This is a genomic window from Parashewanella sp. 2304DJ23-3 (assembly GCF_056591695.1).
The window spans coordinates 731,878-752,284 of the sequence record NZ_JBWQOH010000001.1 but is presented as its reverse complement, the minus strand read 5'-3'; the positions used below and the strand labels follow the sequence as shown (position 1 = coordinate 752,284).

Annotated in this window: 22 protein-coding genes and 1 pseudogene; 15 read left to right on the top strand and 8 right to left on the bottom strand. The window is 40.5% G+C overall.

Annotated elements, in window-relative coordinates; translation table 11 throughout:
• The first annotated feature begins 96 nt into the window (after window positions 1-96).
• From AC1EU2_RS03375 to AC1EU2_RS03315, 13 genes and pseudogenes are all read left to right on the top strand, one after another.
• On the top strand, window positions 97-798 hold the full coding sequence (locus AC1EU2_RS03375; RefSeq protein ID WP_480296573.1) for a helix-turn-helix domain-containing protein: 702 nt from the start codon (window positions 97-99) through the stop codon (window positions 796-798).
• Between the two features lie 74 nt (window positions 799-872).
• Window positions 873-2,099, top strand: a complete 1,227-nt coding sequence (locus tag AC1EU2_RS03370) for a nucleoside recognition domain-containing protein (RefSeq protein WP_480296572.1) — start codon at window positions 873-875, stop codon at window positions 2,097-2,099.
• Between the two features lie 45 nt (window positions 2,100-2,144).
• The gene (locus tag AC1EU2_RS03365; protein ID WP_480296571.1) at window positions 2,145-2,909 is read left to right on the top strand and encodes a phosphate acyltransferase; all 765 of its coding nucleotides are present in this window, start codon (window positions 2,145-2,147) and stop codon (window positions 2,907-2,909) included.
• 273 nt (window positions 2,910-3,182) lie between these two features.
• Window positions 3,183-3,356 (top strand): hypothetical protein, encoded by a 174-nt coding sequence (locus AC1EU2_RS03360; RefSeq protein ID WP_480296570.1) that lies wholly within the window; start codon window positions 3,183-3,185, stop codon window positions 3,354-3,356.
• Window positions 3,357-3,673: 317 nt separating this feature from the next.
• Window positions 3,674-4,780: pseudogene (gene coxB / locus AC1EU2_RS03355) on the top strand (cytochrome c oxidase subunit II); the annotation flags it as partial.
• Window positions 4,781-4,825: 45 nt separating this feature from the next.
• Window positions 4,826-6,421, top strand: coding sequence for a cytochrome c oxidase subunit I (gene ctaD, locus AC1EU2_RS03350; RefSeq protein WP_480297070.1), 1,596 nt, complete (start codon window positions 4,826-4,828; stop codon window positions 6,419-6,421).
• Window position 6,422: 1 nt separating this feature from the next.
• Entirely contained in the window at window positions 6,423-7,046 is a 624-nt protein-coding gene (locus tag AC1EU2_RS03345; RefSeq protein WP_480296569.1) for a cytochrome c oxidase assembly protein, read from the top strand.
• Between the two features lie 9 nt (window positions 7,047-7,055).
• On the top strand, window positions 7,056-7,928 hold the full coding sequence (locus tag AC1EU2_RS03340) for a cytochrome c oxidase subunit 3 (RefSeq protein ID WP_480296568.1): 873 nt from the start codon (window positions 7,056-7,058) through the stop codon (window positions 7,926-7,928).
• Complete coding sequence (locus AC1EU2_RS03335) at window positions 7,918-8,697, top strand: SURF1 family protein (protein WP_480296567.1); 780 nt, start codon at window positions 7,918-7,920, stop codon at window positions 8,695-8,697. The genes AC1EU2_RS03340 and AC1EU2_RS03335 overlap by 11 nt, the downstream gene beginning before the upstream one ends.
• Window positions 8,675-9,220 carry a hypothetical protein gene (locus AC1EU2_RS03330; protein ID WP_480296566.1) on the top strand — a complete coding sequence of 182 codons (546 nt, stop codon included), beginning with the start codon at window positions 8,675-8,677 and terminating at the stop codon, window positions 9,218-9,220. Before AC1EU2_RS03335 ends, AC1EU2_RS03330 begins: the two co-directional genes overlap by 23 nt.
• Window positions 9,220-10,209, top strand: coding sequence for a COX15/CtaA family protein (locus tag AC1EU2_RS03325; protein ID WP_480296565.1), 990 nt, complete (start codon window positions 9,220-9,222; stop codon window positions 10,207-10,209). Before AC1EU2_RS03330 ends, AC1EU2_RS03325 begins: the two co-directional genes overlap by 1 nt.
• Window positions 10,206-11,096: a heme o synthase gene (gene cyoE, locus AC1EU2_RS03320; RefSeq protein ID WP_480296564.1), complete on the top strand. Its 891-nt coding sequence runs from the start codon at window positions 10,206-10,208 to the stop codon at window positions 11,094-11,096. Before AC1EU2_RS03325 ends, cyoE begins: the two co-directional genes overlap by 4 nt.
• Before the next feature lie 40 nt (window positions 11,097-11,136).
• Window positions 11,137-11,763: an SCO family protein gene (locus AC1EU2_RS03315; RefSeq protein WP_480296563.1), complete on the top strand. Its 627-nt coding sequence runs from the start codon at window positions 11,137-11,139 to the stop codon at window positions 11,761-11,763.
• Between the two features lie 363 nt (window positions 11,764-12,126).
• Here AC1EU2_RS03315 and AC1EU2_RS03310 read toward each other — a convergent pair whose 3' ends face one another.
• From AC1EU2_RS03310 to rplU, 7 genes are all read right to left on the bottom strand, one after another.
• On the bottom strand, window positions 12,127-12,498 hold the full coding sequence (locus AC1EU2_RS03310) for a DUF3718 domain-containing protein (RefSeq protein WP_480296562.1): 372 nt from the start codon (window positions 12,496-12,498) through the stop codon (window positions 12,127-12,129).
• Window positions 12,499-12,565: 67 nt separating this feature from the next.
• Complete coding sequence (folA, locus tag AC1EU2_RS03305; RefSeq protein ID WP_480296561.1) at window positions 12,566-13,048, bottom strand: type 3 dihydrofolate reductase; 483 nt, start codon at window positions 13,046-13,048, stop codon at window positions 12,566-12,568.
• Window positions 13,049-13,061: 13 nt separating this feature from the next.
• Window positions 13,062-13,529 (bottom strand): threonine/serine exporter family protein, encoded by a 468-nt coding sequence (locus tag AC1EU2_RS03300; protein WP_480296560.1) that lies wholly within the window; start codon window positions 13,527-13,529, stop codon window positions 13,062-13,064.
• A complete protein-coding gene (locus tag AC1EU2_RS03295) occupies window positions 13,529-14,293 on the bottom strand; it encodes a threonine/serine exporter family protein (protein WP_480296559.1) in 765 nt (254 codons plus the stop codon). The genes AC1EU2_RS03300 and AC1EU2_RS03295 overlap by 1 nt, the downstream gene beginning before the upstream one ends.
• Window positions 14,294-14,352: 59 nt before the next feature.
• Window positions 14,353-15,513, bottom strand: coding sequence for an Obg family GTPase CgtA (cgtA, locus tag AC1EU2_RS03290; RefSeq protein WP_480296558.1), 1,161 nt, complete (start codon window positions 15,511-15,513; stop codon window positions 14,353-14,355).
• Between the two features lie 129 nt (window positions 15,514-15,642).
• A complete protein-coding gene (rpmA, locus tag AC1EU2_RS03285) occupies window positions 15,643-15,897 on the bottom strand; it encodes a 50S ribosomal protein L27 (protein ID WP_129948260.1) in 255 nt (84 codons plus the stop codon).
• A gap of 15 nt (window positions 15,898-15,912) precedes the next feature.
• The gene (rplU, locus tag AC1EU2_RS03280) at window positions 15,913-16,224 is read right to left on the bottom strand and encodes a 50S ribosomal protein L21 (protein ID WP_480296557.1); all 312 of its coding nucleotides are present in this window, start codon (window positions 16,222-16,224) and stop codon (window positions 15,913-15,915) included.
• A gap of 267 nt (window positions 16,225-16,491) precedes the next feature.
• Here rplU and ispB point away from each other — a divergent pair, with 267 nt between their 5' ends.
• Window positions 16,492-17,463 carry an octaprenyl diphosphate synthase gene (ispB, locus tag AC1EU2_RS03275; protein WP_480296556.1) on the top strand — a complete coding sequence of 324 codons (972 nt, stop codon included), beginning with the start codon at window positions 16,492-16,494 and terminating at the stop codon, window positions 17,461-17,463.
• A gap of 139 nt (window positions 17,464-17,602) precedes the next feature.
• The gene (locus tag AC1EU2_RS03270; protein ID WP_480296555.1) at window positions 17,603-19,693 is read left to right on the top strand and encodes a hypothetical protein; all 2,091 of its coding nucleotides are present in this window, start codon (window positions 17,603-17,605) and stop codon (window positions 19,691-19,693) included.
• Between the two features lie 47 nt (window positions 19,694-19,740).
• On the opposite strand, the gene ung is transcribed toward AC1EU2_RS03270, so the two are convergent.
• Window positions 19,741-20,406, bottom strand: coding sequence for a uracil-DNA glycosylase (gene ung, locus AC1EU2_RS03265; RefSeq protein ID WP_480296554.1), 666 nt, complete (start codon window positions 20,404-20,406; stop codon window positions 19,741-19,743).
• Between the last annotated feature and the right edge of the window lies 1 nt (window position 20,407).

Below are 20,407 nucleotides of genomic sequence, written 5' to 3'. Positions count from 1 at the left end.
ATATCATTGAATATTCATCTTTTTATTCTTAAAGGAATACCCAAGAATTTGCTGTAGAGTCAACGGAAAAATATTAAAACATAAGGAGTATGACCAATGACGTTAGGGCAAATTATTAAATCTTTTCGTAATGAAAAAGGCTTAAGCCAGCCAGAGTTTGCTGAGCAGATAGGGATCGAGCAATCCTATCTATCGAAACTGGAAAATGATAAATCATTACCATCTAATGAGATTATTCAATCTCTCTTAAAAGTTACAAGTCTTAGCTTGACCCAGTTAATTGATGAAATAAATTCAGCCAGTGAAGTTGAGCGGCTAAAGCAAATTCCAATGATTGCTGAGCATTTACAACAGCAAAAGCAGCACCGCTTGATGAGTTTAAGGCGATACCTATACTCAAGCAGCTTTTTGATTGTGCTAGGTGTTTGCTGCTTCTATGCTGGGTTCACTAAAAAGTTGTTCAATGAAAATTTATATATTTACCAATCAATGGGAGTGAACTTAGCGGGCGAACCTGATGACATTTACAAAGTGTATAGGAAGTTATTTTATGGTGCAGATCTTTTCGAAAAACAAAAAGAAATGAATAAAAGGTATAACCCAAAAAATATTGAGACAGAGGATTTCAAAGGGGAAACGTTCATCAAAACTGAAAAAGCGGGCAGTCGATACTATTGGCTTGATGGTAGAAGAGAGGTGCCGAACGTGATGAATACTTGGTTAGAGATCTTAGGCGTATTCTTATTTACATCAGGCGCAATGGGGTTTGTTCTCGAACGTAGGTTATTTAAATCTTAAATGATATTTTAATTACCGATAAAGCCAGAGCCAGACTATAGTTTTTATATTATTGTTATTATTCATTAGTTTGTATGCTGAACAAAGTCTGGTTTTTCTTTTTTTCTATTTCAATTGTTTTCATTATTTATCAAGTTGCTCTTGGTGAAACAGAAGTATTGTCTCACTCTGTTGATGGCATTTTTAGCAGTGCTAAAACTTCAGCTGAAATTGCTATTGGCTTAATTGGTGTAATGACTTTGTGGATGGGACTGATGAGATTGGGAGAAAAAGCAGGTCTCGTTAATTTTTTGTCCAAAATATCACAGCCTTTTCTTCATCGATTAATGCCTGGAGTCCCTAAAAACCATCCAGCGTTTGGCACAATAACAGTAGCATTAACAGCCAATATGTTAAGTCTCTATAATGCATCAGTGCCCATGGGTATTAAAGCGATGAAAGATCTGCAGTCGCTGAACCCTGAGAAAGAGACAATAACCAATGCACAAGTTGTATTTTTAGCGTTAAAGAGTTCATCGTTGTCCGTTATACCTGTGAATGTATTTTTACTGCGATCTCAAATGGGAGCAGATGCCCCTGCAGATTTGTTTATTCCAATACTGTTAGCCTCTAGCTGTTCGACAATCGTAGCGCTCTTGTCCGTTGTCTTCATACAAAAGATCCCTCTAATCAACTCACTGCTTTTACTTTATTTTGCTGTAATTTTTGCTGTGTTTTTTTCTGCTATTTCATTCCTGCTGACTCTCAGTATTAACGAGTTAAATGCCTTCTCTGAACAAGCTGGAAATGGTGTTTTATTGCTGGCGATATTCAGTTTTGTATTGATAGCAGGTATTAGAAAAGTGGCAGTATATGATGAATTTATTGAGGGAGCGAAAGAAGGTTTTAAGCAATCGATAACACTAATACCGTACCTTGTCGCAATGTTAATGGCGATAGGATTACTGAGAAGTTCAGGTATTTTTGATTCATGCATTTCTGTTATCACTCAAGCCGTTCACTTTTTTAATGGTGATCCCCGATTTATTGAAGCACTGCCTACTGCAATGATGAAACCATTTAGTGGTTCTGGGGCAAAAGCGTTGATGTTGGATTCCATGCAGCATTATGGTGTCGATTCATTTTCTGGACGTTTAGCTGCAATTTTTAATGAATGTACAGAAACTACTTTCTATATTTTAGCCGTTTATTTAGGAGCCGTTGGTATCAAGAAAGGGCGGCATGTACTGAGTTGTTGTTTAATTTCTGATGTTGCTGGTATTACGGCATCAATTGCAATTTGTTATTGGTTTTATGGTTAAAACAACTCATTACACTATATTTTATAGCTAGCAAAGAGAGGGCATATGATTAAATCATTTTCTGATGTACTGCAGCGAACTAAATCAATTGATAAAAAAACGCTTTCAGTTGCTGCAGCTCATGAAGTGTCAGTGCTTGAGGCCATTAAAGTAACGATTGAACAAGGTATAGCAGATGCAATTCTTATCGGTGACGAGGCTAAAATCAAGTTGTTAGCCAAAGATATCGGTATGGAATTGTCCAACATTGAGATTATCAATGAAATTGATGACAAGAAAGCAGCAAAACTAGCGGTTGAATGTGTTTTAAGTAATAAAGCTCAGATGGTAATGAAAGGACAAATAGATACTGCAAGTTTTTTAAGGGCTGTGCTTGATAGAAAGTCGGGGCTAAGAACAAAAAAGCTGCTATCTCATGTTGCAGTATTTGAGATTTTTAAATATGACAGGCTGATATTAGTGACTGATGCAGCTGTCAATAAATATCCAGATTTGAAAGATAAGATTGAGATCATTAATAATGCAGTAACCATGGCAAAGGCATTAGGTAATCCATTGCCAAAAGTTGCCCCAATTTGCGCTGTCGAGGTCATTAATCCCAATATGCCACCAACTTTAGATGCAGCGATCCTGTCACAGATGAGTGTAAGGGGACAAATACAAGATTGCATTATTGATGGACCACTTGCGATTGATAATGCTTTATCTGAGAAAGCAGCAAAACAGAAAAGCATTGATAGTCAAGTTGCTGGACATGCAGATATTTTACTCATGCCAAATATTGAAGCAGGAAACATTAGGGTCTGTTGATCTTTCAGGATTAAATTTTGTGCTATTTTAGCGTTTACCTGTTCAAGGCGTGAGCAGTGAGGCTTAGTCATCTAAGTGAGCTGGTCACAACACAGAACAGTGAACGCTAAAAAGCATCGAAAAAAGAGAAAGCGAAAATTGGTCGCTCTTTCAAAATAAAAAGTACTGCGTTATCGCTTGTTTATTTGGAATAACCAAACCGCACAAGCGCTGCCTTGCATAAAATAACCAATTTATCGCTGCAAAAACAATCACGAAAGATCAACAGACCCTATGCGTAAGACGTTAACGTATACCGCTGATTGTAATGTGGGAGGTGTTTTAATTTCGGCAACAGCTCCTGTGATTGTGACATCGAGAGCCGATGACTATCAAATTAAAGTAAACTCTATAGCTTTGGCCGCTCTAGTTGCAGAATCTTTAAATGATCAAGCAAGAATAGAATAAGCTATACAATTAACGGTTTTTCAACATGTTATCTAACAAGATTAAACCTTGTTAATCTTTGCAATTTTTTGAGGAAATAATAATCAAGTTCCAGTAATCTTCTGCGCGAGCGGTGTGAGCTCGATCGCAGAATGTTGGTTTTTGGGACTTTAATCTGCTTAATGTCTCAAACACTAACATTTTCACTTCTTTCACATGCTTCTAAAGTATTCCGGATCTTCACTTTAGTTTTTCAATGGACTTTAAATTTGTATACCTAATTTTGAATATAAATTAGGTACTAACCTTATTTGTACCGACAAATGAAGGAGTTTTGAGTGAATAAAAAGTGGTACGCATTGTTAGCTATTTTTTTCTCATCTTCCATATTTGCTGAAACTACACAACTGAATATGACGACAGGTGTCACAGGTGTTAGCCATGACATTTATAAGCTTCATATGACCATTTTTTACATATGTTGTGCAATTGGCGTAGGTGTATTTGGTGTGATGATTTACGCAATGCTAAATCATCGAAAGTCAAAAGGTCATAAAGCAGCAAACTTTCATGAAAGTACGAAAGTTGAGTTAGCTTGGACAATTATTCCTTTTGTTATCTTGGTTTTAATGGCGATACCTGCAACCAAAACCTTGGTAACGATGGATGACACCAGTAATGCTGATTTAACGGTGAAAATTACAGGATCTCAATGGAAATGGCACTATGACTACTTTAATAAAGGTGTCGGTTTTTACAGTATTATCAAAACACCTCAAGATCAGATAAATAATAAAAAACCTAAAGGTAAGCATTACCTACTTGAGGTAGACAAGCCTTTGGTGTTACCCACACACCGAAAAATTCGATTTCTCGTGACTTCAGAAGATGTGATCCATTCATGGTGGGTGCCTGCGTTTGCTATTCAAAAAGATGCCAACCCAGGTTTCATTAATGAAGCATGGACCAGAATTGACCAAGAAGGAACTTATCGTGGTCAATGCGCACAATTGTGCGGAAAGGGGCATGGGTTTATGCCTATTGTCGTAAAAGCGGTATCGGGGGAGAAGTTCGATGAATGGCTTAAGGCTCAGAAGACGGCTGAATCTCAGGCGGCACAAGCAGCAAAGGCATCATTGTCTAAAACGCTTACTAAAGCGCAGCTGATGAAAGAAGGGGCAGATGTTTATACCGCACATTGCGCAGTATGCCATCAGCCAAATGGAATGGGCCTACCAGGGGTGTTCCCTGCTTTGAAAGGCAGTAAGACCGCTACAGGCCCTGTACATAACCATATCCATACCGTGAAATTTGGTCGCCCAGGAACCGCAATGCAAGCCTTTGGTAAGCAGCTAACGGACGAGCAGATTGCTGCAGCAATCACCTATGAACGGAATTCATGGGGTAACAATATGGGTGATGCCGTACAAGCGGCTGATATCCATAACGTACAGAAGTAAGGGGCTGCTATGACGACACTTAATCCACAAATGAATGAAACGATTAACTCTTCATCGCATGATCATGACGAGCATCATTCTCATCAACCTAAAAAAGGCATCATGCGCTGGTTTTTGACGACCAACCATAAAGACATCGGTACGTTATATCTCTGGTTCAGCTTCATCATGTTCTTGATTGGCGGCACAATGGCTATGCTGATCAGGGTAGAGTTGTTTGAACCTGGTAAGGTGATTTTAGAGCCGAATCTTTTCAATGAAATGACGACGATTCATGGGCTAATCATGGTGTTTGGCGCTGTAATGCCTGCCTTTACTGGCTTGGCGAATTGGCTCATTCCGATGATGATTGGTGCACCGGATATGGCATTGCCAAGGATGAATAACTGGAGTTTTTGGATTCTGCCTTTCGCATTCGCCATTCTGCTCAGTACCATATTTATGCCGGGTGGTGGTCCTAACTTTGGTTGGACTTTCTATGCACCACTTTCCACAAAGTACAGCAGTGACAGTACCGCTTTATTTGTGTTCTCGATTCATATTATGGGGATAAGTTCGATCATGGGGGCAATGAACGTCATTGTAACCATATTCAACTTACGTGCGCCGGGTATGAGCTGGATGAAGTTACCGTTGTTCGTTTGGACATGGTTGATTACAGCATTTTTATTAATTGCAGTGATGCCTGTTCTAGCGGGTGTAGTGACCATGGTACTTACGGATAAGTTTTTTGGCACGAGCTTTTTTGATGCCGCTGGTGGTGGCGATCCAGTTATGTTCCAGCATATTTTCTGGTTCTTTGGGCATCCAGAAGTTTACATCATGATTCTACCTGCCTTTGGTGTGATTTCATCGATCATTCCGGCATTCAGCCGTAAAAAATTATTCGGCTATTCTTCAATGGTTTATGCGACAAGTAGCATCGCTGTCTTATCGTTCATTGTGTGGGGACATCACATGTTCACCACGGGTATGCCATTGTTCTCTGAGCTTTTCTTTATGTATTGCACCATGATCATTGCAATACCAACAGGAGTTAAGGTCTTTAACTGGGTGGCGACCATGTGGCGTGGCTCACTTTCATTTGAGCCTCCAATGTTGTTCGCCATAGCGTTTGTTATTTTGTTCACTATTGGTGGCTTCTCTGGTTTGATGTTAGCGATTACCCCTGCTGACTTCCAATACCACAACACCTATTTTGTGGTTGCTCACTTCCACTATGTGTTGGTTACGGGAGCGGTATTCTCGATCATGGCGGCCGCATACTATTGGCTACCAAAGTGGACCGGAAATATGTACAGCTTCACTTTGGCAAAATGGCATTTCTGGTGCTCAGTGATCTCGGTAAACGTTTTATTCTTCCCGATGCACTTCTTAGGTTTAGCGGGAATGCCAAGACGTATCCCTGATTATGCATTGCAGTTTGCGAATTTGAATAAGATCGTTTCTATTGGTGGCTTTGCCTTTGGTTTATCTCAATTACTGTTCTTGGCGCTTGTTATCAAGTGCATTAGAGGCGGGGAGAAAGCTCCTGCTAAGCCTTGGGACGGTGCAGAGGGTTTAGAATGGACATTACCAAGCCCAGCACCTTATCACTCTTTCACAACGCCACCAGAGGTCGAATAATATGACCTCAAAGATGAGTCCCAACAAAAAACTGATGATTTACTTGATCTTCGGTGCGATTGGTATGTTTGGGTTTGGGTTTGCTTTGGTGCCTCTCTATAACGTGATGTGCAAACAGCTTGGTATCAACGGTCACAGCTCTAACTTACCTGAGAAATACGAGAAAGAGCTGGTTGTTGATAAAAGCAGAAACATTAACGTTGAGTTTATGGCACAAGTTAGCCCTGGCGTTCCATATGACTTTTCTGCGGTAACGAAAACGCTAACCGTTCATCCCGGCGAGCTGGAGCATGCGAAGTTCTATGCTAAAAATAATTCGGACAAGTTAATTATTTCCCAAGCTATTCCATCGATATCACCTGGGCAAGGCTCATTGTACTTTCATAAAACGGAGTGCTTTTGTTTTACTCAACAACCCTTGCAAGGGCACACAAAAGAAGACTTACCCGTTGTCTTCTTTATTGATCCGGCATTACCGAAAGACATTCACACCATTACATTATCTTACACCTTGTACGACGTTACCAAAGAGGTGTTAAAGAATAGCCCTGAATATGCAGACCCAAATTTTATTAAGTCACATCAAGGCAGTCATAAAGTTCCAGAATCAGAATATAAAAGCTAGGAGTATTTGATGAGTGCACATGCGAAGTATTATGTTCCTGAGCAAAGCCATTGGCCGATCATTGGTGCAATGGGTTTATTTTTAATTGCATTTGGCGCAGGTCATTTTGTTATTGGTTTGGATAAGCATACTCCCAATAACGGTATCTATTTATTGGTTGCAGGTATTTTTACCATTCTATTTATGCTTACAGGTTGGTTTAGGCATGTGATTCATGAGTCCATGAGTGGCTTATATTCTGCGCAAATGGATGTTTCCTTTCGTCAGGGGATGAGTTGGTTCATTTTCTCTGAAGTCATGTTTTTCGGTGTGTTTTTTGGCGCACTATTTTTTGTAAGAATGTTCTCTGTACCATGGCTTGGTGGTGCTGATGGCACCATGACACATCAAGTTTTATGGCCAACGTTTCATGCTCATTGGCCGCTAACAACGACGCCAAAGGGCACAACAACCAAAGCGATGCCTTGGTTAGGTGTTCCTTTAGTTAACACCGTTATTCTGTTGACCTCTTCTATTACATTACATTTCGCACATGTCAGCTTGGAGCAAAAAAAGCGAAAGGTATTGGCTATATGTTTAGGCTGCACCATTTTACTAGGCATGAGCTTTTTATTTTTTCAAGCGAAAGAGTATATCCATGCTTACACCGAAATTGGACTCACGCTTCAATCCGGCGTTTATGGCAATACTTTCTTTATGTTGACAGGCTTCCACGGATTGCACGTCACGCTTGGTACTATTTTTCTCATCGTGTTGTTTTGTCGAGTATTAAAAGGACACTTTACGCCCGAACAGCATTTTGCTTTTCAAGCCGGGAGTTGGTATTGGCATTTTGTGGACGTAGTGTGGCTGTGTTTGTTTGTTTTTGTATATGTGCTCTGACGTTAGTGCAATTATAAAACGGAATCATTGGCAAGGATGCGTTAAACCATTTACAGGCTATGTATTGTTCATTGGCCTATTTTGCGTATTAGTAAGGTTAGGTTTTTGGCAATTAGCGAGAGGGCATGAGCGACAGCAGCTTGAGCAAGCTTATTACACTCGCCAGCAGCAAACCGTTGATTTTAATCAGCTCATATTAAATAAAGATCCAAAAACACTCACTGGAAGCAAAACAAAAGTACAGCTAAAGATAACTCAAACCCCTTTGATTTTTTTAGATAATCAAACCGTTAAAGGGAAAGTGGGTTACATGGTTTATCAACTGATGCAGGTATCACCAAAGCAGCCATGGTTACTTGTCGAGTTAGGATTTATCACGGCTTACGCCGAACGAAATCGATTACCAAAAATTCAAAAAATAAATAAGCAAGGGGTTTTCTCGGGGCGTGTTTATCATACGTCAAAAAATCCGTTCAGCCATAAATTATTGCCTGAAAAGGGTAATCCATTACGCATTCAAAATTTAAATTATCAGCAACTCAGTCAATTGCTTGGGCATCAAGTTTTTGATTTTTCATTGCAGCCACAGCGAGTATTTCATTCTGATGATGGTCGGCAGATGTTAAAGCCTTGGCGACCTATAACGATGTCATCAACCAAAAATTTTGGTTATGCCGCTCAGTGGTTTGCGATGGCAACAGTACTGGCTGTAATTGGTTTATTTATAGTAATAAGGAGACGCAAAGTTGGAATTAGCAAGAAAAAATAATTCCCGAGTGTTGTTAGTTTTGGCTTTGGTATTTATTGCACCTGTTGTTTTAGCAAAACTCTTTTTGGCTATGCATTGGTATCAAGGTGGGGTGACCAACAAAGGGCAGCTACTACCAGACTCGATGACTTACCAAAGTCTTAATATGAAAAACCCTGCACCTCATCATTGGCAAGTGATTTATATGATGCCAGATGAATGCACACAAACGTGTCAGCAGCAACTCTTTGTTCTCAACCAGAGCTACTTGGCGCTGGGCAAAGACAAAAATCGAGTAACGCCAGTCGTTTTGCATCACCAAGGTGCAGATGCTTTGGCTATGAGTCAATACAAATTTACACAAGCTGTTGCCAGCAAATTGATAGCGAAACAGATGGATAGACAACAGATGATAGTCGTCGATCCGTTAGGGAAGCTGGTAACCCGCTACGATTTAATGTCTGACAAGCATGAACAAGTGATGCAAGGCCGTGCGTTACTCAATGATTTACACAAAATGTTGAAACTATCGAGGGTAGGATAATGCGGTTTGCTTGGTTTATAAGAGCTGCCATATTGCTTGCTTTCGTTGTGATCTTAATGGGCGCTTATACTCGATTATCTAATGCAGGATTAGGGTGTCCAGACTGGCCTGGTTGTTATGGACAGGTCACTGTACCGAGCCAGCCCAGTTTGATTAAACAAGCTGAGGCAAAGTTTAATGGTCAAATTGTTAAACCTGCTAAAGCGTGGTTAGAGATGATCCATCGCTATCTCGCAGGCACTTTGGGCACTTTGATACTTGCTATTTTAATTTATCTTTGGGCAAGCAAGGCAGCCTCTAAAAAATTAGCTTTGTTGCTTACGGTGATAGTGGTATTTCAAGCTGCACTAGGAATGTGGACGGTGACCATGAAGCTGATGCCGATAGTGGTGATGTCGCATCTTTTAGGCGGTTATACCGTGATTGCATTATTACTATTGATTTATCTCGTTCAACGGCAAAAAACATCACCCATTAACGGTTTCGAAGAGAAAGTAGACTCAAGCATACAAGTGCATGCAATACTGGCTTTAGTTGCGTTGATTATTCAAATTATTCTTGGTGGATGGACATCAACAAACTATGCTGCACTCTCATGCACATCATTACCCATTTGCCAAGGGAGCTGGTATCAACATCTGCAGTTTGCGCAAGCATTTAATCCTTTTCAAGGACAACATCAAACCTATGAGTTCGGAGTGCTAAGTGCAGATGCTCGTACGACAATTCATGTGTGTCATCGCATATGGGCGATGGTTACTAGCGTAATGCTGTTGTCGCTGAGCTATCGTTTATGGCGGCTTGATATATCGAGCAGCAAAATAATGGCGATAGGGCTGAGTTTGTGTTTATTGCTGCAAGTTTCGTTAGGCATGAGCAATATTCTATTTCAATTACCTCTTTTTGTAGCAGTGGCACATAACGGTGGTGCCGTATTGTTGCTGTTAATCATGGTTTTTATCAATTTTAAGCTTCGGAGCGCATCGTGAGTAAAGAGATTACGTTAACTGAACCTGTGACTTTTGTCTGGCGTGATTATTTAGAAATGACCAAGCCTAAAGTTGTTGCGCTCATGCTTCTTACTGTTGTGGTCGGTATGTGTTTGTCCGTTGTAGGAGCACTGCCTGTTCAAGCTTTACTACTGGGACTCATTGGTATTGCATTGATGTCTGCATCCGCAGCGACGTTTAATCATGTGATAGACCGAAAAACCGACGCTATCATGGGGCGAACGAGCGGTCGTCCGTTACCTAACCATAGAATATCCGCTATAAAAGCGACCACGTTTGCATTTGCGATTGGAATCCTAGGTTTTGTTATTTTATTTGAGTGGGTTAACTCATTAACGGCTTGGCTTACGCTTTTCAGTTTGATTGGTTATGCGGTGATTTACACCATGTACTTGAAACGAGCGACGTCACAAAATATCGTCATTGGCGGACTGGCTGGAGCAATGCCACCATTATTAGGATGGACCGCAATTACGGGGCACTTAGACAACAACGCATTTTTGTTAGTCATCATAATTTTTCTTTGGACACCGCCACATTTTTGGGCGCTATCTATCGCTAAAAAATCTGAATACACTAAAGCCGATATTCCTGTTTTACCTGTTACTCACGGTGAAGCATTCACGAAAACTTATATTTTACTGTATACCGTGCTTCTTGGACTTGCGTGTTTAATGCCTGTAGCGGTGGGAATGTCAGGTGATATTTACTTGGTTGGGGCATCCGTCCTCAGTGCATTATTTTTCTATCAAGCTTGGCTATTAAAATATGCAGATACAGAAGGCCGTGCAATGAAAGTATTTACTTTCTCAATCTACCATTTGATGTTGCTGTTTGTTTTGCTGCTGGTGGATCACTACGTTTAATGTGAGTGCCTAAGTATTTAACAATAGGAGCTATTTTGCTGTGAAAAAATCGATACTATTTACTCTTACTCTAGTGCTTTTTGCGAGCTTCGGTGGCTATGCATCTTATTACTATCAGCATCGACCGTTACATTTGTTGACTACTGCAGAATATCCGAATAAGACACCTGTCATTCCTTTTAAGCTGACAGATCAATACGGTCATAAATTTGATAATTCGAACCTAAAAGGGAAATGGACACTATTTTTTGTTGGGTACACATCTTGTCCAGATATTTGCCCAACGGCAATGACAAAGCTTGCTGCTGCTTATCCTAAACTGATCAAAGATGAACCCTTCCAAGTCGTTTTTATTTCAGTGGATCCAAACCGGGATACACCAGATAAGCTCAAGCAATACACTTCGTTCTTCAATAAAAAGTTTATTGCCGTCACAGGGGAGCAAAAACAATTATTGCCTCTAACTCGAAACTTAGGGATGGCTTATTCGTTAATTGGTGAAGGAAAAAATTATCAAATCACCCATAGTGCGACGATGACGCTAGTCTCGCCTCAAGGTGAAAAAATTGCCATCGTGAAACCTCAGATTGCACCTGGAAAAGTGCCACAAATAAAAAATAAAGAAATGGTGTCTGATGTTGAGCAGTTAATGAGTAGGTACAGCTGAACCAGCTTGAACGATGAATAATGAGAACAATAATGCCGCTATAATAAGCGGCATTATTAGGGGCTGTTGATCTTTCAGGATTAAATTTTGTGCTATTTTAGCGTTTACCTGTTCCAGGCGTGAGCAGTGAAGCTTAGTCATCTAAGTAAGCTGGTCACAACACAGAACAGTGAACGCTAAAAAGCATCGAAGACAGCGCAAATTGGTCATTTCTACTGCGTTATCGCTTGTTTATTTGGAAACGAAGTAACGACAGTTTTATATGTCGGTAATAACCAAACCGCACAAGCTCTGCCTTGCATAAAATAACCAATTTATCGCTGCAAAAATAATCACGAAAGATCAACAGCCCCTAGAATTTACTTACAGCTTTAATTTTGACTTTAATGCGACTGTAATCGGGCTTGAGCTGTGGCCATTGCCATTAGCCCAGTCGTAAATGCCACTTGTTTTAAGTGCTTTTGATGAAACGCGTTTAACGATGAATTCTCCTACTTCATTTGCACTACTGGTATAGGCAGTTTGCAGTAAGTTTTCACCGTTACATTTAAGATCTGTGTAGATGTTACGAAGAGTCACACGACCCTCTTTTAACTTCTTACGTAATTTACTTTTATCGTTTGCTTTAACATACCCGCAAACACTGATAAAAAGCTGTTCGTTAGCTTGGGCTTTTGTAGGGACCACAATTGATGTGGCAATCAGAACTGTTCCTGCGAGAATAAGGCTTCGCATCTGATGCTCCTTTCCGATGGTTTTATAAGATATTTTTATAATATAGCGACAGAAAAACAGTGTTAATTTAACATTTTTTTACATAATTGATAAAGCTATATTCAATTCCGTTAGAACTTATACCATTTTCGCAACATTCCTGTTGCCAAGAGCCATCGTCCCAATCAGGGAAATAAGTGTCACCAACAACATCAATATTGATTAATGTGAGGTAAAGTTTGTCTGCAACTGGCAATAACTGCTTATAAAGTTGACCACCTCCAATGACGGCAATCTCTTCAACTTTTCCCGCTGCATTTTTAGCTTCTTCAAAACTTGAAACTGTTGTTATTCCTTCCGCTGAAAACTCAGGCTGACGTGTAATTACAATATTATGACGACCGGGAAGCGGACGACCAATAGACTCAAATGTTTTACGACCCATTACAATCGGCTTACCCATCGTAGATGCTTTAAAATGCTTTAAGTCTTCGGGTAAGTGCCACGGCATTTGGTTATCCTTGCCAATCACGCGGTTTACTGTCATGGCGGCAATCATTGAGATCTTCATAATTTCCCTGTTGTTAGATTATTGGTCGAGTACGGAAAAAGAGTAATTGTGGCATAGCTAGTCCGCCAGCTAAAGCAGCAACGATGAAAACAGTTTTCAGGCCATTAGTGATAACGGAGTCTGTTAGCTCATGGCTGACCTGTGATTGTGCCGTGAGTTGTATGAGTGCCGTAACAGTATTAAAAGCAAAAACACCTGGTAGCATAGGAATACTGGCCGCTACGGCCAGCATAAGAGGTGGGGCGAAATGTCTTTTTGCGAATATTATGGCTGTAAAACCAATAAAAGCCGCAGCAGCAAAGGTTGCCCATTCAATCGCTAAGCCTTGATGCAGTAAAAACGTACGAAGTGCATGAGCAAAAGCACCGGTGAATGCACAATGGATTAAAAAGCGTCTTGGTACATTAAAAACCATTGCAAAGCCAACGGCAGGAATGGCGGAGAAAAATGCATCATCCAGTAAGTCTACGATTAATTCCATTAGGCTAGCCCCACGATAAACTGACCGATTTGAATACCAATAGTAATGCCTATCACGGAAGAGACCGTTAAGATGGTAGCTTGTCCCCAGCGGGCAATACCTACATTCATATGACCTTTAATCATGTCAGACATAGCATTGATAAGCGGAAAGCCCGGAACCAAGAGTAAAACACTCGCAGCGGCTGCAAGCTCGGGGGTATTGCTGACCCCCTTAATATTAGCAAGTTGAGCGACAACAGTGATAAGTAACGCTGTGAAATGGAAATTGACCAATAAATTGAAATGCTTTTTGGCCATAAATACTCTTAAAGCCATTCCTGCTGAAGACGCTAAGAACGTCATAATCGTCGCACCCAAATCACCACCAAACAAATGGCAAAAGCAAGCACAAGATAAACCGATCATTGGGATCAAAACTTTAGATGGATACGATCTCACTTTAAGCTTATTCAAATGCTTTTCTACGTGAACCAATCCATAAATGCCTCTTTCGGCCTTAATACAGATCTTTTGTAGCTCATAGACGATGGTCATATTTAGTCCATGAGCACGCATACGACGTGTGGTGGTAATGCAATTATCGTCTGCAATACTGGTGAGTACGAGTGAGTTTGATGAAATGGAGAGCTCGACACTGCTCAATCCAAGTGCGATACCGAGTCTCTGACTTATCTCTTCAACAAGTTCTGACTCTGCACCATATGCAAGCAGCAGCTGCGCTACACGTGCTGTTAGGCGGGTAATATGAGTTTGGTTTTCCAAGGTTACTGCTCTTGAAACAAAAAGAGAGCTGAATAGCTCTCTTAGTTAAATAACGGTGATTAACGTTCGTAGAAAACTTCTACGTCGTATTCATCTTCATCCCAATCTTCGTCATCGAGATCGTCATCAAGATCGTCGGCTGAAGTATTACTGTGGTAGTTATCCCACTTGAATTCAACTTCAGCATCAGGATCTGGTGCTTCTTCCTCTGCAGGTAAGCTTTGAATGAAGTCCAAAAGCTCCAGTGCAAGTTCAGATGTGCCTTCACGATTATAAGCTGAGATCTTATAAACTTTATCATCCCAATCTAATGCATCTGTGAGGCGCTGAATTTGTTCGTCCAGCTCTTCTTCTAACATTAAATCAGTTTTGTTGATAACTAACCAACGTGGCTTAGACGCCAACTTTGGAGAATATTTATCGAGTTCCGCCAATATTGATGTCGCAGCTTCAACGGGATCGCTTTGATCGATCGGCGCAATATCAATAACGTGGAGTAATACTCGGCAACGTTCTAAATGCTTTAAAAAGCGAATACCAAGCCCTGCACCATCTGCTGCGCCTTCAATCAAGCCTGGAATGTCCGCAATCACAAAGCTCTGACCTGCACGTGGATTGACCACACCCAAGTTAGGAACTAATGTCGTGAAAGGATAATCGGCGACTTTAGGTGTTGCACGGGATACTGAGCGAATAAAAGTCGATTTACCAGCATTAGGCAAACCTAGTAAACCAACGTCAGCCAACAACATAAGTTCTAACTGTAAGTTGCGTACTTCGCCAGGGGTACCTAATGTTTTCTGACGTGGAGCACGGTTAGTACTACTCTTAAAACGAGTATTACCTAAACCGTGGAAACCGCCTTTAGCAACCAGAAGTTTTTGTCCGTGATGGGTAAGATCACCTAAGCCTTCGCCTGTATCTTCGTCAGTCGCACGAGTACCTATTGGTACTTTCAGTATTAAGTCTTCACCACCTGCGCCTGTACAGTCACGACCTCTACCATTGTTGCCTCGTTCTGCGCGATGAAAACGCTCAAAACGAAAATCAATCAGTGTATTTAGGTTTTCGTCTGCTAAAAGATAAACGCTACCACCGTCACCACCGTCGCCACCATCAGGGCCGCCGTCAGGGACATACTTTTCACGTCTGAAGCTGACACAACCACTGCCACCATCACCGGCTTCGACCCTGATGATTGCTTCATCGACAAATTTCATATTAACTCCTGAATCGCTAAATCATCACCAACTTAACAGTTAGTTCAGCGATTATACATTCTCTTTCGTCAGAAAAACAAAAGCCCCGCCAATGGCAGGGCTTAAATTTATTATAAGCGGTCGAGCGTATTAAGCTTCGATGCTAATAAATTTACGGTTTTTAGGACCTTTAACTTCAAATTTAACTTTACCGTCAGATAAAGCAAATAGAGTGTGGTCACGACCGATACCAACGTTAACACCAGCGTGGAATTTAGTACCACGTTGACGAACGATAATGTTACCAGCTAGAACAGATTCGCCACCGAAACGCTTAACACCTAGGCGTTTGCTTTCTGAATCGCGACCGTTACGGGTAGAACCACCAGCTTTTTTATGTGCCATGAGTCAGACTCCTTATTAAGCGTTGATATCAGTAATTTTAACTTCAGTGAACCACTGGCGGTGGCCCATCTGTTTTTCATGGTGCTTACGACGCTTGAATTTAACAATGCGTACTTTCTCACCACGACCATGGTTAACTACTTCTGCAACTACTTTGCCGCCTTCGATTAAAGGTGCGCCAACTGTTACATTTTCACCATCAGCAACTAAAAGAACTTTATCAAATTCGATTGTTTCGCCAGTAGCAACTTCTAATTTTTCTAAACGTACAACGTGACCTTTAGCAACTCTGTGTTGCTTTCCGCCACTTTGAAAAACAGCGTACATAGCTATTTCACTCCGAGATCTTTAACACATCACAGCATATATTTTGCGTGCGAGTGCTACAAAAATTTTTAATGACAATGGGCGCGGATTCTACGCTAAGAATGAGATACTGGCAAGTATTAAATAGCAAAGAATACAAAACATCTGATGAGTTGAAATGAATACATAGCAAATGCTGTTAACTTGGCTATTTTTAGGTAAAATCTTGTTAATTTATGTTTTAACTCGAGGTAATCACAAAATTATCTCAAATAACCAGAGTCTACTATGGATTTGAACGCCATTCGTGCTTTAACTGACGCTGATATGCAAAATGTTAATCAGCTGATTTATAAACAATTAGAATCAGATGTCGCATTAATAAATCAACTTGGGTTTTATATTGTCAATAGTGGCGGTAAAAGACTAAGACCGCTTTTATCCGTTCTTGCGGCTAAATCGGTAGACTATAAAGGTAGCGATCATTTAAAGCTCGCTGCGATCGTTGAGTTTATTCACACCGCTTCTTTATTGCACGATGATGTCGTCGATGAATCAACTATGCGCCGTGGTCGCCAAACGGCAAATGCAATGTTTGGTAATAGTGCGTCGGTATTGGTCGGTGACTTCCTTTATACTCGTTCATTCCAAATGATGACAGAGTTGAACAGTTTAAAAGTTCTTAGAATTCTAGCAGATACCACAAACGTGCTTGCTGAAGGCGAAGTGATGCAGCTAATGAATTTGAACGAGCCTGATACCAGTGAAGATAATTATATGCGTGTCATTTACTGTAAAACGGCACGTTTATTTGAAGCTGCGACTCAACTTGGTGGCGTTTTGGCTGACGTTGACGAATCGATCGAATTAGCACTTGGTGAGTACGGAAAGTATTTAGGAACAGCGTTTCAGATCGCAGACGATCTACTGGATTACACCGCTGATGCAGACGAGCTAGGGAAAAATATCGGTGATGATTTAGCCGAAGGTAAGCCAACATTGCCACTTATTTACGCACTGGCTCATGGTAATGATGAAGAAAAAGCGTTAATTAAAGGTGTGATCGAAAATGCCGACGGAACGGAAGTGATCGATCAAATACTCGCTGCACTTGAGAGAACTGGTGCGCTTGATTACACACAAAAACGTGCAGAAGAAGAAGCTGAAAAAGCGATACAAGCTTTATCAATAGTGCCAGAGAGTGAATATAAAGATGCATTATTAGGTTTAGCTAAAATGTCTGCGAATCGTAAGAAGTAATGCCCTTTTATTGGTAGATCAGTATTTTTACCGATCTACCAAGCTTAATAGAAGTTGAATCTCCCTCTTTTTTTGTTATTAACTTAAAACACTTTTAGATAAATTGTTTGAATCTTATTCAAGATTAATCGGTTTATCTATGCGCTCATTGGTTCTAGCAACTATCTTATTAGCTTTTAGCTCCTCTTCTTGGGCACAAGCTCAAATTGCTTTTGATTTATCAAAGCATAAGTCGCACTGGTCTTTTTACGATGTAGGTTTTCCAAACGACATTAACCGTCAAGGAAGCAATGTGTCTTTTGACGACTTTCCAATGCAGCTAAATCCCATTGTACGTGAGTATGTCAAGTCTGCTGATAAAGCTGATTTTGGATTTACTCCAGATATGCCTATATATATGCATCTTATTGGTGATGTTGCGTCGAACTCACTGCGATTGCCGACAGATGCCAATGACAGTTTAAAAAGTGCTTCGAGTGTGCAGTTAATCGATATTGATAAGAACTCACCGGATTATGGCCTTCATTTGCCCATTAAAGTGGAAATAACGACAGAGAATGATGCTTACCGACCTAAGAACCTTTTACAAATTTTACCAGTGGGTAAGTTTCTATCTGCAAATACAAAATACGCATTGATCGTCACAAAAGATATCAACTCAAATGATGAAGTGAGCCATGATCAACTATTGCAAGAAGTTTTGAATGGGAAAATCCCCAAAATTGAATTAACAACATTAGATCAAGATAGAGTATATAAAGCTCTTCGTTCATATCGTGCTCTAGCCAACTATTTAAAAGATAAGTCTGTTGAGTACGATACTATTCTTGGAGCAACGGTTTGGACGACTGGCGATCCAGCATCCAAAATGAGATACCTAGCTAAAAAAGTCAGTGAACTGCCAACGCCCAAATCTAATGGCAACTTATCTTTTATTAAGAGCGCTGATAACGTTTGTATTTTAAAAGGAACGTGGAATGTTCCAGAGTTCCAAAGTGGCTTATTTCCATATGTGTTAGCACTCAATGGCGGTACCATAACGTTTGATAATGATGGTAAACCTGTTATTGATCATTATCGTCAAACGCCTTTTTACATCACAATACCAAAATCTGAGATGCCAGCATCGGGATACCCAATTGTATTTTATGATCATGGTACTGGTGGAAAGGCTTCACAGGTATACAAACGTGGCTACACAGATAAAAGCGGTAAGTTAACTCGACAAGGAAATGTTGCTCAAATAGCTGGTATGGCTCATTGGGCTACAGCTTCAATGGGTGGACATATGGGAGCTGATGATCAAGCCAGCCGTCCGATTATCAATAAGGTTCTTAAACATTTTTCAGGCCTTACACTTAATCTTGCGACATACAATATTCTTAATCCGAGAGCCATGCGAGATAATTTGAATCAAATGATGATGGAGCAAATTCTATTTCGCAGGATGATAAGCAAGTTAACGATCTCACCTAATTTGTGCAATGACAATGGTCTTGATGAGCATGTCAGCAACGTATTCTTTGATTCAGATAAACAAGTTGCTCAAGGTCAATCATTAGGTTCTTTTATCACTGGAATGGAAGTCGCAGCTGATCCTAAACCATTTAGTGCCTATATTCCTTCTGGTGTTGGAAGTGTTGGGCTAACTACCGCAATGGGATATGCCGCTACGTCAGGTCAAAAAGAACTCGGTGAAAAACTGGCTCCTCTGTTTTTTTGGACTAAGTCGAGTGCGGTTACTAATAACCCCTTTCACCCTTTATATGCACTGAGTTCCAGCGTGATGAGCAGTGCTGACTTTGTATATGGGCTTGCTGATAAAAGACAACAACCGGAAAAGTATGGTGCATTACCTAGTACATTGAGCTTTAACGGTTTCTATGACGATAACGTGCAAATGGATGCACAGAAAAAATATTTACGGGCATTGATGCCTGATTTAGGTGGTCAGGATATTTCAGGGTTATCTGAATCGAATCGTTATTTGCCGACGATAAATCTCTACGGCGGAAATATTACATCTTTGCCTGCAGAAGCCAACATGAGTAATGGCAAAACAAACATTGAAATACGTTTACCCGAAGACAAAAATAAATCAGGCCATTATGTGTTTTTTCAGTATTCAGAATTAAAACATCAAGCACAGTGCTTTTTAGATGACATTGCGAAAGGAAAAACGCCAAGAGTGAGAATGTTAGGTGGCAAATTGGGAGAGCGTTGTGATTAAAAAGGCAAGCTATATGTCTAGTTTGCCTTTTTAGCTGAAATATAAACTTAGACTTGCCAGTTTATCGGTTGTTGTCCTGCTTCAATGAGTAATTGATTAGCTTGTGAAAAATGACGACAACCAAAAAAGCCACGATAGGCAGAAAGCGGCGAAGGGTGTGGACCTTGCAGGATTTTATGCACAGGATTTGTGATCTTTGCAGCTTTTTTAATGGCATGGCTGCCCCAGAGCAAAAATACAATCTGATGCTGCTGTTGGTTAAGCATTTCCAATGCTTTATCAGTGAAAGTTTCCCAGCCTTTTCCCGCATGAGAATGAGCTTTAGATTGTTCAACCGTCAACACTGTATTGAGCATCATAATACCTTGTTGCGCCCAAGAGCGTAAGTCACCGTGATCAGGGATCTCAAAGTCTTGGATATCTGTTGAGAGTTCCTTATAAATATTCACTAAAGAGGGCGGGGTTTTTACACCTTTATTGACTGAAAAGCATAGGCCATGCGCTTGATTAGGGCCGTGATAAGGATCTTGCCCAAAGATCACTACCTTTACATTTTCTAATGCTGTTAATTTGAATGCATTGAACACATCGTCTTGTGGTGGGAAAATGACTTTCCCTGCTGAATGCTCTTGTTGTAAGAACTGTTGTAGTTCTTGGTAATACGTTTGCTCAGCTTCGTGTTGAATGAATGGCTTCCACGAGTTTGTAGGCATG

Bases quoted from the DNA above. Each gene is read 5' to 3' on its own strand.
- AC1EU2_RS03310 (WP_480296562.1), bottom strand. From the start codon at position 12,498: ATGCGAAGCCTTATTCTCGCAGGAACAGTTCTGATTGCCACATCAATT.
- AC1EU2_RS03360 (WP_480296570.1), top strand. From the start codon at position 3,183: ATGCGTAAGACGTTAACGTATACCGCTGATTGTAATGTGGGAGGTGTT.
- folA (WP_480296561.1), bottom strand. From the start codon at position 13,048: ATGAAGATCTCAATGATTGCCGCCATGACAGTAAACCGCGTGATTGGC.
- AC1EU2_RS03345 (WP_480296569.1), top strand. From the start codon at position 6,423: ATGACCTCAAAGATGAGTCCCAACAAAAAACTGATGATTTACTTGATC.
- AC1EU2_RS03370 (WP_480296572.1), top strand. From the start codon at position 873: ATGCTGAACAAAGTCTGGTTTTTCTTTTTTTCTATTTCAATTGTTTTC.
- ispB (WP_480296556.1), top strand. From the start codon at position 16,492: ATGGATTTGAACGCCATTCGTGCTTTAACTGACGCTGATATGCAAAAT.
- cgtA (WP_480296558.1), bottom strand. From the start codon at position 15,513: ATGAAATTTGTCGATGAAGCAATCATCAGGGTCGAAGCCGGTGATGGT.
- rpmA (WP_129948260.1), bottom strand. From the start codon at position 15,897: ATGGCACATAAAAAAGCTGGTGGTTCTACCCGTAACGGTCGCGATTCA.
- AC1EU2_RS03270 (WP_480296555.1), top strand. From the start codon at position 17,603: ATGCGCTCATTGGTTCTAGCAACTATCTTATTAGCTTTTAGCTCCTCT.
- AC1EU2_RS03340 (WP_480296568.1), top strand. From the start codon at position 7,056: ATGAGTGCACATGCGAAGTATTATGTTCCTGAGCAAAGCCATTGGCCG.
- AC1EU2_RS03325 (WP_480296565.1), top strand. From the start codon at position 9,220: ATGCGGTTTGCTTGGTTTATAAGAGCTGCCATATTGCTTGCTTTCGTT.
- AC1EU2_RS03335 (WP_480296567.1), top strand. From the start codon at position 7,918: ATGTGCTCTGACGTTAGTGCAATTATAAAACGGAATCATTGGCAAGGA.
- AC1EU2_RS03375 (WP_480296573.1), top strand. From the start codon at position 97: ATGACGTTAGGGCAAATTATTAAATCTTTTCGTAATGAAAAAGGCTTA.
- AC1EU2_RS03365 (WP_480296571.1), top strand. From the start codon at position 2,145: ATGATTAAATCATTTTCTGATGTACTGCAGCGAACTAAATCAATTGAT.
- AC1EU2_RS03300 (WP_480296560.1), bottom strand. From the start codon at position 13,529: ATGGAATTAATCGTAGACTTACTGGATGATGCATTTTTCTCCGCCATT.
- ctaD (WP_480297070.1), top strand. From the start codon at position 4,826: ATGAATGAAACGATTAACTCTTCATCGCATGATCATGACGAGCATCAT.
- ung (WP_480296554.1), bottom strand. From the start codon at position 20,406: ATGCCTACAAACTCGTGGAAGCCATTCATTCAACACGAAGCTGAGCAA.
- rplU (WP_480296557.1), bottom strand. From the start codon at position 16,224: ATGTACGCTGTTTTTCAAAGTGGCGGAAAGCAACACAGAGTTGCTAAA.